Origin of the sequence: Leptospira montravelensis (assembly GCF_004770045.1) — a bacterium.
Classification (GTDB): Bacteria; Spirochaetota; Leptospiria; order Leptospirales; family Leptospiraceae; genus Leptospira_A; species Leptospira_A montravelensis.
On record NZ_RQFO01000017.1, the window covers coordinates 152790 to 165623 of the forward strand.

At 38.8% G+C, this 12834-nt stretch carries 11 protein-coding genes; 3 read left to right on the forward strand and 8 right to left on the reverse strand.

The window, feature by feature from the left end; all coding sequences use genetic code 11:
- Nucleotides 1–11: 11 nt before the first annotated feature.
- The 5 genes from EHQ31_RS18965 to EHQ31_RS14670 all read right to left on the reverse strand — a co-directional run bounded on the left by EHQ31_RS18965 (nt 12) and on the right by EHQ31_RS14670 (nt 5574).
- A complete protein-coding gene (locus EHQ31_RS18965; RefSeq protein WP_244247409.1) occupies nt 12–545 on the reverse strand; it encodes a hypothetical protein in 534 nt (177 codons plus the stop codon).
- Complete coding sequence (locus EHQ31_RS14655) at nt 514–1446, reverse strand: MBL fold metallo-hydrolase (protein ID WP_135571437.1); 933 nt, start codon at nt 1444–1446, stop codon at nt 514–516. Before EHQ31_RS14655 ends, EHQ31_RS18965 begins: the two co-directional genes overlap by 32 nt.
- Before the next feature lie 61 nt (nt 1447–1507).
- On the reverse strand, nt 1508–3112 hold the full coding sequence (locus EHQ31_RS14660) for a glycerol-3-phosphate dehydrogenase/oxidase (protein WP_135571439.1): 1605 nt from the start codon (nt 3110–3112) through the stop codon (nt 1508–1510).
- Nucleotides 3109–3960 carry an aminoglycoside phosphotransferase family protein gene (locus EHQ31_RS14665; RefSeq protein ID WP_135571441.1) on the reverse strand — a complete coding sequence of 284 codons (852 nt, stop codon included), beginning with the start codon at nt 3958–3960 and terminating at the stop codon, nt 3109–3111. Before EHQ31_RS14665 ends, EHQ31_RS14660 begins: the two co-directional genes overlap by 4 nt.
- Nucleotides 3961–3975: 15 nt before the next feature.
- Nucleotides 3976–5574, reverse strand: coding sequence for a xylulokinase (locus EHQ31_RS14670; protein ID WP_135573960.1), 1599 nt, complete (start codon nt 5572–5574; stop codon nt 3976–3978).
- 243 nt (nt 5575–5817) lie between these two features.
- Between EHQ31_RS14670 and EHQ31_RS14675 the strand changes: the two genes are divergently transcribed.
- Nucleotides 5818–7023, forward strand: coding sequence for an MFS transporter (locus tag EHQ31_RS14675; protein ID WP_135571443.1), 1206 nt, complete (start codon nt 5818–5820; stop codon nt 7021–7023).
- 119 nt (nt 7024–7142) lie between these two features.
- On the opposite strand, the gene EHQ31_RS14680 is transcribed toward EHQ31_RS14675, so the two are convergent.
- The 3 genes from EHQ31_RS14680 to EHQ31_RS14695 form a co-directional block, all read right to left on the reverse strand.
- Nucleotides 7143–7637: a DUF7000 family protein gene (locus tag EHQ31_RS14680; RefSeq protein WP_135571445.1), complete on the reverse strand. Its 495-nt coding sequence runs from the start codon at nt 7635–7637 to the stop codon at nt 7143–7145.
- 266 nt (nt 7638–7903) lie between these two features.
- Nucleotides 7904–8539, reverse strand: coding sequence for a hypothetical protein (locus tag EHQ31_RS14690; RefSeq protein ID WP_135571448.1), 636 nt, complete (start codon nt 8537–8539; stop codon nt 7904–7906).
- 57 nt (nt 8540–8596) lie between these two features.
- Nucleotides 8597–9250 carry a TetR/AcrR family transcriptional regulator gene (locus EHQ31_RS14695; protein WP_135571451.1) on the reverse strand — a complete coding sequence of 218 codons (654 nt, stop codon included), beginning with the start codon at nt 9248–9250 and terminating at the stop codon, nt 8597–8599.
- Between the two features lie 165 nt (nt 9251–9415).
- Between EHQ31_RS14695 and EHQ31_RS14700 the strand changes: the two genes are divergently transcribed.
- Complete coding sequence (locus EHQ31_RS14700; RefSeq protein WP_135571452.1) at nt 9416–10885, forward strand: aspartate aminotransferase family protein; 1470 nt, start codon at nt 9416–9418, stop codon at nt 10883–10885.
- Between the two features lie 246 nt (nt 10886–11131).
- Nucleotides 11132–12832, forward strand: a complete 1701-nt coding sequence (fliF, locus tag EHQ31_RS14705; RefSeq protein ID WP_135571454.1) for a flagellar basal-body MS-ring/collar protein FliF — start codon at nt 11132–11134, stop codon at nt 12830–12832.
- The last annotated feature ends 2 nt before the right edge of the window (nt 12833–12834 follow it).

The window sequence follows — 12834 nt, forward strand, 5'->3', positions numbered from 1 at the left end:
CGTTCCATGGGTTATGGCGTAGGGCGACCAAACACGCGCTCTACGGCCTCATACCGAATTTCTATTTTGTCACTGGGAGAAACTCGAACCCCACGTTTCATCTGGACTCCATCCACCCTTTCCTCATTCACATAAACCACCCAACCTTCTGACCAAGAGTTTCTTTTCCCATTCACTTCCATAATCTCTTCGGTTCGGTTGGTAGAAATAAAACGCATGGAAGGATCTTCTTTTTTGGATAATTCAGCCAAGATGAGAAGTAAATCTTTTGATTCTAATAACGCAGACGGAATCTTTTTTGTTTCTTCATACTCATCAGATATAAAATGAATTTGGATTTGGGGTTCCTTGGAAGTTTTTGATTTCGTTGGATATGAACATTGGGAACTTAATAAAACCGGAATGGCTATGATGTAAAATAAAACGAATCGTGAAAAAAATAAGGTCCTCCATCGTTTCCAGGGGTTGTATAAATTTTGATTCATAAGTTCATATTTCAATTGAAGTTGGAATTTATACTTTTGGTTGTTTCTTTTCAAACGCATAGACTAACCCTTGCGCATTTAAATTTACATCTAGATGTAATAATTTCCAATCAGATTCTGACAGTGTAAGGGAATGTTTGTCTGCCAGTGTTTGGATCATGGCTTCCACTTTTGATTCTACAAAAGGGAGACGATCTTCTTTGGGGATGGTTTCTAAGTTGTTAATGGCTTCCTGACAAAGGATGAGACCTTCTTTTAAATCGGTCGCATTCTCTTTTAAATTTCCGATCACACCAAAATGAGTGAGGTAAGCAACCTCCGCTCCTGTTTCTAAAATTCGTTCGAGTGATCGGATGGCTTCCACCGAATCAAAGTCAGTTGGCGTTGTTGTAGGAAAAATAAATCGTTTTCCATTTTCTAAATGGGGATAGGAAATTCCAAAGGAATCACCGGTATAAATACCATTCGATTTTTTATCATAAATACAGAAGTGGTGGTTGGCATGTCCCTTTGTGTAAATAAACTGAAAGGAATGGTCTTTCCAAACAAGCCATTCCCCATCTTCCATCACTCGAACTCTATCTTTTGGCACTGGTTTAATTTCACCATACAAAGAATCAAAGTTTTCTTTTCCATAAACGGATGTGGCACTTTTGATCAGTAAACTGGGATCTATCAAGTGTTTGGCGGTTTTGGGATGAGCCAGTAAAATCGCATTAGGACAGGCTTCGAGAAGTGCCCAGGCACCACCTGCATGATCCAAATGCACATGAGTCACAATGACATAGTCGAGGTTTTCTCTTTTGATTCCCTCCGACTCCATAGTTTTTAGAATCTTTGGGATGGCATGAGTGGTATTGGTTTCCACAACCACTCCGTGCCCTTCTTCTTCTAAAAGATAAGCCGATGCCACTTGTGGCATATTTGCATACTCGGTATCAATGGTGATCACTTTGCCCATAACATGATTGTATAAGGGTAAAGTGATCTTTGTCAGCTGAAAAATTAGGAAGAGGAAAAGATCAAACTGGTAATTTTAAAGTTTTGTAAATGACCTCTGTTTCTTTCTTTTTTGTGTCTTCTGACCAGTTCCATTCCGTAGCAGCCGTATCAATGATCACCTTCATGATTTCATCCGAAAGAATTCCAAGTGTTCCAAGACCTGTCCTTCTCAAAAAAACATCTGAAAGCGATTTTGCCATTTCATAACGAATCACGTACACTACTTCCGCTAAAATTTCACCATCCGCATTCAGAACGGCTGCCAGATTTTTTGTTTTCCTAGCCAGGTCCAAAATGATTTCATATTGTAAACCGTAGTGACGAATCAAATAATCTATGGTATTTTCTGAGAAGTCAGAATTTTGTTTTTTTGCCTCTTGGATGAAAATTTCTACATTCGGGATTTGTGAAGCGTATAAGTGTTGTTTTGCGGAAATAGCTTCACCCGATTTTTTATCCAATTTTTTTTGGATTCGTTTGAAAATTGATTCTGCAAAATGTCTGCTTGTTGTGTACTTTCCACCGGCAGCCGTAATCAAACCTTGGATTCCATCACGGGCATGATCATAGAGTTCTGACCTTCTGGATGCAGAATAGGTATCATCGGAACTTTCCACCAAAGGCCGTAAACCCCCGTAAGCAAAAATAACATCATCCACTGTTAACTTCTCTTTGAGATGAGATGTTTCATTGATATAATCGATAAACTCGGTGATACTTTCTTTGGTGAGTTTCCAATCTTCGACATTTCCAAAATAAGATTTTTCAGTGGGCCCAATCATAGAGTGTCCACGCCAAGGAGCAAAACTGAAATGGCCTTTATCACCCACATACAAAGTCATTAGGTTTGTTAATTTTTTGGTAATGATATAGATCCCTTCCGAACGTTTTTTCGGCATGGGTTGTTCTGTTTTATTCGATTTAGAAAGAATGTTATGTGTCCAAGGCCCCGACGCATTGATCGTTACCTTAGAACGAATTTGGTGTTTTTGATTTGTCAATACATCATGGACTAAAATTCCAACAACGGATTTGTTTTCCCAAATTAAATTTTCCACCACTGCGTAGTTAGCAATTTTTGCACCATAAGAAACAGCAGATTTTAAAAAACTAAGGGTTAACCTTTCTGGACTCAAACAAATTGCATCATAAAAGTAAGCAGCATCTTCAAAATCACCTAAGTTTTTTTGGTTGAGTTCTTTTCGTTTGAGATACTTATGATTAGGAATTTGTTTGGATTCGTCCCAAGTCCACTTACTGTCAAAAGAAAGCAGATCATAAACAAAAAGTCCAATCCTTGCAATAAGACCTGGTTTTGGAAGTACCATAGGATAAGGATAAACTAAATTCGGTGCGATGTTAGATAGTATCCTTCTTTCTTTTAAGGCCTCTCGGACTAAACCAATTTCAAACTGTTTGAGATATCGTAGTCCACCGTGAATCAACTTCCCCGTAGCCGCAGAAGTGGCTCCACCGAAATCTTTTTTTTCGACTAAAGCCACCGTATAACCACGACTAGCCACTTCGTAAGCCAATGTGGCGCCGGTGATTCCACCACCGATGATTGTGACATCAAACTCTTCACCTTTATAAGTTTCAATAAAACGATCTAACTTTAAATTCATACTTTTCCACCATTAGCTAGCAAACGAATGGTTTGCGCCCTTAATCCTTCCCTTTCACTTGCGATATCCCAAAGTCCCATCCGTAGAATGAGTGAAGGAAGTCTCCAAGCGGAAATTTCTGCATCCATCATCCCACTTAATTTTTTATAGGATTTTAAATACCCACCGAGAATGAACTTTCTGATGATTGTATAAAAAATAATTTTTAATTTTGGTGTTCCTGGCCAAAGTTCTCCATCGGTAAACAAAAGATAGGTGAAGGCAACATCCGCAGCAGGACTTCCTTTGGCCGCAGTCATCCAATCAATTATAATTTCATCTTTTCCTTCTACGATTACATTTTCTGGATGGAAATCCAAATGCAAAATGGAATTTCCATTGGGAAGAGTTGCGATATACGATTTGGCCTTTTCTTTTTCAGTCGCACTCAAAAATGAAAGTGGTGCAGATTCCAAACAATGGTTTAAGATTTCTTTTATGTCTTGAAATTTATCTGATTTTAGCTGATGAATTCCGTAATGTAACTTCGCAAGTTTTCCAGCGATTCGAAAGAGCTCCAATGGATTTTTGTCTGGAAGTTTTGTAAGTGAAATTCCATTTAACCTGTCAATTACGATTCCAAACCGGTTCTCAACTTTGGCTTTTCCATAACAACGCATTTTCGTTGCACCTTGCTGATTGGCTTCGATGGTGTTTTTAACTTCTAAATCGATTTCTGATTCCTTTGCCTCAGGAAAAAAAAGTTTTAGAATTTGATTCTCTGGCAAGGCAAATAGATCCGCTGACCTGCCAATTGCAAAAGGTTTCCCCAAACTTGTTTTACTGTATTCTTTGTTTTGTTGATCCATTTTCTTTTCCCGAACTTATGTATTTAAATTTGCAAAATTGTTTTGGTTGGCTTTATAAAGATTTTTAAAGACCTTAAAGTTTTTATCATAAATTTCTTTATGCTTCAAATTAGGGGTCCATCTGTCCTGGATGGGAATCATTGATTTGATATCTTCAAATTTTTGAATTTTTCCAATTCCAAAAGCTACAATGGCAGCCGCTCCCATCGCGCCAACGTTTTCGGGATGAACCACTCTTTCAATGGTTTTTCCCGTGATGTCAGCTAACAACTGACAGATAAAGGCAGACCTTGCCACACCACCCACAAACCGAATGGTATCTGATGTAGGGATCTTTTTATCAGAAAGTTCTAAAATCCAACGTTTATGAAAAAGGATTCCTTCCACTACTGCACGGATGAGTGTTCTTTTTCCTGTATGTAAGCTGATGTTAAAAAATATCCCTCTTGCTTTTGGGTCTTCAAAAGGACAACGGTTGCCATGAAGCCAAGGTGTAAAAATCACTCCCTGCGAACCAGGTTCCGTATCTTTAATGGAATCAAACATAAACTCGAACAAACTTTCATACACGGCATCAGGACCATCAGTGATTTTCTTTTTTTCTAAGTACAAATCGATTTCATCTAAGGCCAAGTGGTCTCTCACCCATTGTAAACATTTCCCTGATGTTTCTTGTTCCCCAAAATAATTATAATATCCTTCTCTTGCTCCAACGATGGATGCAATCCTTGCTCCTATATCCACTGTTCTTTTTTTGGTTACAGTCCCGATCCAACCAGAAGTTCCTGCATAGATATGAGTATCACCTTCACTTACGGCTCCTGCCCCCACACCAATGAGTGAGGCATCTCCTCCACCACCAAACACGGATATGTTTTCGATTAAACCGAGATACTCCGCTGCTTCTTTTGTAAGTCCACCCACCCTTTCAGAAGAATTTACAATCTTTGGCAAATGATCCAAACGAACACCGAATAACTTACACAAAAGAGGACTCCAATTTCCTTTTCCTACCCTTGAGTTATATAAAAAAGTAGCAAAAGCAGAATCTCTTGTCATCACTGCTTCGTTTGTAGAGCGTGCGATTAAATATTCTTTTACGTCAAACCACCACTTTACTTTTGTAAATACTTCTGGTTCGTTTTTTTCTACCCATTTGTATTTCCAAATTGGATCTTTGACACTGGCAGCAACTGCCCCTGTAATCCAAAGAGATAACAAAAGTTTAATGGCATTGATTCCTTCGATTTTAAAACCGTGGCTCACTCCCGCTTTCATTTCTAACGTCGCTCTTTGGTCCATATAACTCATAGCAGGGCGCACTGCTTGAAAGTTTGCATCTGTGAGCACCAATCCTTGCATTTGCGAACAAAAGGATATACCTTGGATGAACTCCGGTTTGATTTTGGACTCTGTCAAAATTTGTGTCGTGGTATCCTTCATGGAGGACCACCAATCGTCTGGATTCTGTTCGGCACCCCCATTGTCTAGAAGTTGGATTGAATATTCCTTTGAGGCTGATTGCACAAGCTCCAGAGCCTCTGAAATCCGAAAGAGACAGGTTTTTACCCCCGTTGTGCCGATATCATAAGTCAGTATATATCCAGATTCCATGTGATCTCCGTCCGTTCGCTTTTTCACTCACTCCTACCACTTTTTCCCTTCTCCAGGGAACTATCCGAAAGGACTTTTCGTTTTTCTCCTGAAACTAGAAAAAAGTGAGTGATGACTCACAAAGATTCAGAATCATCGGCTCGGATGGCAAATCATTTTCCGTTGGGATTTCTCCATAAGAGAATTTATTCCGAACGTTTGTTTGGATGCCAAATCCGTAGATCGTAGAAAAAGGGAGTCCCCATGAGCCAAAACACTCCAAAATTATATTCCTACCGCTGGGTTGTGTTATTTGCCTATATTGTCATCACTGCCACCATTTGTTTGCAATGGTTGACCTTTGCTCCCATTGCCCGTGATGCCAAAGAGTTTTACCAGGTAAGCCCCTTACAAATCGATTTACTCTCGCTCGTATTTCTTGGCGTTTTTGTCATCATTGCCATTCCGGCTTCTTATGTAATTGATACGTATGGGATCAAAAAAGGGGTTGGGTTTGGTGCCATACTAACAGGAGTTTGCGGGTTACTCAAAGGAATTTATGCAGCCGACTATTCCATTGTTTTAATCTGCCAAATCGGTTTGGCCGTAGCCCAACCTTTTTTACTAAACGCAGTCACAAAGATTAGTGTATTGTGGTTTCCTATCCAAGAAAGAGCCACAGCGGTTGCTCTGGGAACTCTCGCCCAATTTCTAGGAATCATTCTTGTGATGATCCTCACACCCATCTTACTCCAATCAGGAAATTCCATACCTGGAGTCATGATGATTTACGGTTTTGTATCTGTAGGTTCTGCCTTTCTTTTTCTTTTACTCATCAAAGAAAAACCGCCAACTTCTCCGAGCACTCATGGAGAAGACCATGAACTCCCATTTTTGGAAGGACTTCGTTTTTTATGGAAACAAAAGGATATGAGAAAAATCCTATTTTTGTTTCTTATTGGTCTCGGAGTCTTCAATGCGGTGAGCACTTGTATCGATCAAATTTGTGAAATCAAAGGACTGAATATCGACGAATCAGGACTTGTTGGTGGAGTGATGCTGATTTCAGGAATCATTGGTGGGGTCATCATACCGCCGTTATCCGATAAATTACAAAAAAGAAAATCATTCCTCATTATTGCAATGGCTGGATTTCTTGTAGGACTTTGTTTATTCACCTTATTCCAAGGATTTATTTTCTTACTCACAGGTTCCGTAATCATTGGATTTTTTCTCCTCGGTATTGGAGCACCCATCGGATTTCAATACTGTGCAGAAATTACTTCACCAGCACCAGAATCCACTTCCCAAGGTTTGTTACTCCTTGTGGGACAAGTGTCAGGGATCCTATTTATCTTAGGATTGAACTTTTTTGGAATGATATCGTTTCTCTATATCCTACTCATTTTATCACTGATTAATTTTGTGATGGTGTTTTGGTTAAAAGAATCACCGTTTATGGAAAGTTAATTGAGAAAAAATTCGCACTGGGGGGTATCATTAAAAATTACCCCTGCGCAAGAAGGAAAAGTGAAAAATTCAAGAATCGCATAACTAGCACAAATATTCGCTTTGTTTGCCAATTCCTTTTATTTCAATTTACTACGTTTAATGTCCTCAATGATTTCCGCAGTCACCTGAACAAGACGATCTTCAATTTGTTTCGACAGCCGATCCAAATCACTAAAATCGGGGGTTTCAATGAGAACAGTTTCTAAAATGGAATATTGTGGTTTGGTAGTTCTATTTTTGTTCCACTTTGTGTTTTTAAAATACTCCCAATACCTTTCTTGGATGGGAATGGTCTGCCCCAAAAGCCAAACTTCAAATTGCATTTTTGGATGATTTAAGACAAGTCCCATCTTTAATTTTCTATCTTTCAAGAACTTGTTTCCGTAATAGAAATAGGTATAGTCCATATAGCCTTGAAAAAGACTTCCGAAGGAATAAATTTTAGAAAGATTTTTAGATAAAGTTGTGCCGAGTTTGGTTACGTATTTTACAAGCCTAGCGTATGCTTCTTGGATGTCTCCGATTTGGAGTTGTTTTTTGTATGCTTTTACATAATCATTCAAATCTTTCACTTGGCAACCTTACCCTTCTTTTGCTATTTTGTTTGTTATCGTTATCTCATACAATCTTTCAAAAAACGTAAACAAACTATCATTGATTATGCAAAACTATATTGATTGATCAAATACTCTTCTAATTCCAAAAATTTTCTTAAAAATGGAATTTTCCCAGTTTGAAAATAATAAGTGTGCCTATCGTCGTGGGCGATACCGAGGAAATGGAATCCAAACCTACTAGCAGATTCGTAATCGGCAGGAGAATCACCGTTTATGGGAAGTTAACGAAAAAACTCTTTCTCAATTTTTAAATTTGTTTCTTTCATTAACAAATAAAAGAGATATGATTCCTTTTCTTTATATGGTTCGACGAAAAGCGCATAAGGAGCGAGTGGTAGCCAATCAAAAAATCTAACAATTTTTGTATTAGTATAAACTTTTTTAGCTACATTATTGATTGAAAACTTAGTTGTAAGCGTGTAAGTAACGGATTTAGTGTTTGGTATTAGATAAATCGACAGGATAGAAAAAGCATATAATAGCCGATTTTCTTCTGCGGGGTTTTCAAAATTATATTCAAAGGTATAAACGTTGTTTGGATCAGAGTTAAGGATACTTTCACATATTGACGTTCTATAAAAATTTTCTATAATTTCTTTTTGATTTAAATAACCTCCCTTTACTTCAACTGGAAAAATAATTCCAGGTCCCAAATGGATTATATTATCATTTATTATGATTTTATGTTTATTGTAAAAATCTGGAATTCTATAGTTAGTGATATAAAAAGAATTTTGATTGATACCCGGGTAATAATGATCCAAATCTGCACTGGATCTGCATGAAATGATTACTGCCAGACAGAGCAAAATGGTAATAAACTTTCTTGATACCTTTATAGAACTATTTTGTAACATCCAAATCACGGAGTAAGGAGAAGAAAACTATTCTCACAAAAAAAACTTATTTTACCCCTACCCACCAAGCGCTCTACGGATCACTCGCATAACCCCCGCCACAATGTCTTCATCCTTATCAAACACATCTTCCCCTAAATAGATCTTCATGCGTTCTTTATAATATACGGTGGAATACGAAAATTGTAGGGTCATAAAGATATTATCTAGTAAAAATGCAGAAAGGTTACTGTCGATATCGGAGGAGATGGTTCCTTCTTTTTTGGCAAGATTGATCATTTCAATATAACATTTTGCAGATAAAGATTCAAGCTCACCGGAAAGACGTGTGATGAGTTCATAATTACTTTCCGTTGTCATTTCATTGTAGAGACGGATGATGTCTTGGTTGATCCGCGAGTGGGTTTGGATGATGCGAATGATCTTTTCTATTTTGCCAAACAAATCCAGATCCAAGGAAAGAACAGATTCTAAGGTTTTTTCTAATTGGGTGATTCCATGATCCACAACCGTGAGGAAAAAATCCTCTTTGGTTTCGAAGTATTTATAGAGGGAACCGACACTGATCCCCGCTTTTTGGGCGATGGTATTCGTATTGGCGCTGGTAAACCCACGGTTGGCAAATTCAGAAATGGCTGTGGATAAAATTCGATTTCGTTTTTCTTCGGAAATTCGTTCAAAACTGTCATTAAAATGCTTTGTCTCTGCCATACCCATCTTCCGTCCTATAAATGAAAAAAGGCTGGATTTCTCCAGAAAATTTAAGTTATTTTCCAAAGAATCCGTCATTCTTGCTAAAATTTGTGAAATCCTCCTTGACAATGAGTGATGACTCACTCATTGTCAAGAAAAAAGACCCGGAAGAGGAAAGATATTATGGCCCAAGGCTTTTCCATGAACGAATACCCAGACGTAGACCAAGTTTATAAAGATTTAAGGAAACTCATTTCCCTTCCCATCCGCTCCATTCGTAAAGACGCAATGGATGATATCATTCATAATTACTTTGATAAAAAATGCAGTAAGTCCAAAGCCATGATCACCAAGGCTTCGGAGTACATTCCAGGTGGTGTTCAACACAACCTTTCCTTCAATCACCCCTTCCCACTTGTATTCACAAAAGCATCGGGTGCTTATCTCTACGATTTAGACGGAAACAAATACATCGATTTTTTACAAGCGGGCGGGCCAACAGTTCTTGGCAGTAACCCAACTTCTGTCCGAAAAAAAGTCATCGAACTTCTAGACACAACAGGTCCTGTCACTGGCCTCTTTCACGAATACGAATACAAGTTAGCTGAAAAAATTGTCGAGTTAGTTCCTTCTGTGGAAATGTTTCGGATGCTCGGCTCGGGAACCGAAGCTTGTATGGCATCCATTCGTGTGGCAAGACTTGCCACTAAGAAAAAAAACATCGTGAAGATGGGTGGAGCCTATCATGGTTGGAGTGACCAATTGGCTTATGGACTACGAATCCCAGGCACAAGGCATTTTGAAGCCAATGGAGTTCCTAAATCCATTTTCAAATACACGCAAGAATTTTATCCGAACGATTTGAACGCTTTAGAATCTGTTCTCAAACGAAATCGTTTCCGTGGTGGCACTGCTGCTGTTCTCATTGAACCAGTAGGACCAGAAAGTGGAACAAGACCTCTTGACCGTAATTTCAACAAAGGTGTTAGAGAACTTTGTGATAAATATGGTGCCCTTCTTATTTTTGATGAAGTGGTTACCGCATTCCGTATCGGACTCAGTGGTGCTCAAGGGTATTACGGTGTGACTCCTGATCTTACTATTTTTGGAAAAGTAGTGGCTGGTGGATATCCGTCAGCTGGTGGACTAGGTGGTAAAAAAGAATACATGAAATATGTATCGGCAGGTCTTCAAACAGGCACCAAAAAGGCGTTAATCGGTGGAACGATGGCAGCAAACCCACTCAGTTCAGCCGCTGGTTATTTTACACTTTGCGAAATGGAAAAAACAGGGGCTCTTGAAAAATCAGGAAGAGCGGGAGACCGTCTTACAAAAGGATTACAAAAACTGATCAAAAAGTATGACCTTCCTTTTGTTGCCTTTAACCAAGGTTCCATTTGCCACTTAGAAACCGTAGGCACTATGTTACTCGATATCAACATAATGAAGTTCTGGACCATTAAAAAAACCATCTCTGAAGCTCATAAACGAAAACATGCGATGGAAGAAATGGGAGCTGCTTATATGTCTGAAGGACTTGTGACTCTGGCAGGAAGTAGACTTTATACCAGTGCTTCTGATACGGACGAAGTGATCGATGACGCCCTCAAACGATTTGATCGTGTGTTTCAAAAAGTGGAAGGTGTGGCTTAAAAGAAATTCTTCGAGAAAACTAGATTATCCATTCGATTTCTAGTTTTCTCTATACTTTAAACCAAACATTTTTTCCTACCCAACCCATTGAATGACGGCTGAAAACGGGAGGTCTCCTCCGTTTCTAATTGGTCTCATCGAGAAATTCAGCTAAATCCTCCTTAATTTCCACCCACCTTCGAAAAGTACTTGTACATTTCAGAATTCCCGGGAGATTATGTCTCAAATCCTCACGAGGCCCGTACTATGCCTGAACCACTGCAAAAAATCATCGATAATCTCAAAGAGTTATTCAACAAACTCGATAAAACCAAAAAAATGATTTTGGGTGGTGTGCTTGCCGTTGTGGTGGTGGCAGTCATCATTTTATCCAATGTCTCGTCCCAACGCAATCGTGTGGTTCTCTTTAAGGATTTGGATTCCAAAGACTTTTCTGAGGTTACCAAAAAACTGGATGCCCTTGGTTATTCTTATGGTTCAAGTGAAACAAATCTCATCACTGTAGATCCCGAACAAAGACAAGAGATCGTCACAAAACTTGCACAAGAAAATTTAATTCCTGCAGGTGTGACTGGTTGGGAATTATTCGACATTGAAAAATTTACAGAAACCCAATTCGACAAAGACATTAAAAAATACAGAGCACTCAAAGGTGCGATTGAAAAATCTCTCAATACATTAAGACCTATCGAAAGATCCGATGTCAACATCGCCATTCCTGAAGGTGATCTTTTTGAATCCAATTCCTATCCAGTGAAAGCCAGTGTAATTTTACACTTCAAACCGGGTGTCGAAGGAATGAGTAAAAAAGAAATCAAAGGGATTGTGAACTTAGTCGCTCGTGCGGTTCCTAAGTTAAAACCAGAAAACGTAAGTGTGGCCGATCCTGATGGTAAAATCATTTCTGACTTTGAAGAAGATTTAGAAAAAGAAAGATTAGAACTTCGTATCGTTCAAGAAAAACTTAGAATTGAAGAAGAAGAACGAGTCAAACGGCTCATCGACATTCGTAATACCCTTCGTTGGTATTTGGGTGGAGAAGATCGTGTGGACATCACACGTTTTGAATATTCCTTCAATTGGGACCAAGAGTCCTTAACAGAAAACGAAGTATTACCTGTGGTTGCGGAAGAAGACAATCCTGATACACCATATAACGAAAGAAAGTTGGTTGATGGATATTCTTTAAAAGTATCTTCCAAAGAAACAAAAGAATCTTTTAAAGGACGCGGGTTTACGCCCGATGGCCCAGCAGGAACCGAGCCAAACCTTCCTCCTGGTTATAAAGATACTGACTACCAAAAAGCAGAATATTCCAAAGACGAAAATATCAATAACTATGAATTCAACAAACGTGTGAAAGATATCAAACGCCAACCTTGGAAAATTGAAAAAATTGGTTTATCCGTAGTTGTGGATGGTGTTTGGGAACGAAAAGAACGCGAAGATGGAATGGGATATGATAGAAAGTACATTCCAGTTGCCGAAAATGATCTAAAACTCGTTCGTAAAAACTTAGAAGCAGCCATTGGATACACAAGATCTCGTGGTGACCAAATTAGTGTCATCACCATTCCCAAAGATAGAACCGAACAATTCCGTGCGGAAGACGAAGAGTATCAAAGACAACGTGCCATTCGTAATATGGTGATTGCTTCTCTTGTTATTTTAATTCTCTTAATACTAGCTATCTTAGTCTATCGTGCGATCAAAAAAGAAATCGCAAGAAGAAGAAGACTCAGAGAAGAAGAACTGGCAGCCCAACAACAAATGATGCGGGAAGCAGCTCTACGAGTGATGGACGAAGGGGGAGCCGAAGTCGAACTCTCCCTCGACGAAAAACTCAGACGAGAGTTACTCGAAAACGCAATTAACCTAGCAAAAGAAAAACCAGAAGATGTGGCACAGTTATTACGCACTTGGCTTGCTGAGGAAGAACAAACTTAACG

Excerpts from the sequence above, each read along its gene's own strand:
- EHQ31_RS18965 (WP_244247409.1), bottom strand. The coding sequence starts at position 545 with ATGCGTTTGAAAAGAAACAACCAAAAGTATAAATTCCAACTTCAATTG.
- EHQ31_RS14655 (WP_135571437.1), bottom strand. The coding sequence starts at position 1,446 with ATGGGCAAAGTGATCACCATTGATACCGAGTATGCAAATATGCCACAA.
- EHQ31_RS14660 (WP_135571439.1), bottom strand. The coding sequence starts at position 3,112 with ATGAATTTAAAGTTAGATCGTTTTATTGAAACTTATAAAGGTGAAGAG.
- EHQ31_RS14665 (WP_135571441.1), bottom strand. The coding sequence starts at position 3,960 with ATGGATCAACAAAACAAAGAATACAGTAAAACAAGTTTGGGGAAACCT.
- EHQ31_RS14670 (WP_135573960.1), bottom strand. The coding sequence starts at position 5,574 with ATGGAATCTGGATATATACTGACTTATGATATCGGCACAACGGGGGTA.
- EHQ31_RS14675 (WP_135571443.1), top strand. The coding sequence starts at position 5,818 with ATGAGCCAAAACACTCCAAAATTATATTCCTACCGCTGGGTTGTGTTA.
- EHQ31_RS14690 (WP_135571448.1), bottom strand. The coding sequence starts at position 8,539 with ATGTTACAAAATAGTTCTATAAAGGTATCAAGAAAGTTTATTACCATT.
- EHQ31_RS14695 (WP_135571451.1), bottom strand. The coding sequence starts at position 9,250 with ATGGCAGAGACAAAGCATTTTAATGACAGTTTTGAACGAATTTCCGAA.
- EHQ31_RS14700 (WP_135571452.1), top strand. The coding sequence starts at position 9,416 with ATGGCCCAAGGCTTTTCCATGAACGAATACCCAGACGTAGACCAAGTT.
- fliF (WP_135571454.1), top strand. The coding sequence starts at position 11,132 with ATGCCTGAACCACTGCAAAAAATCATCGATAATCTCAAAGAGTTATTC.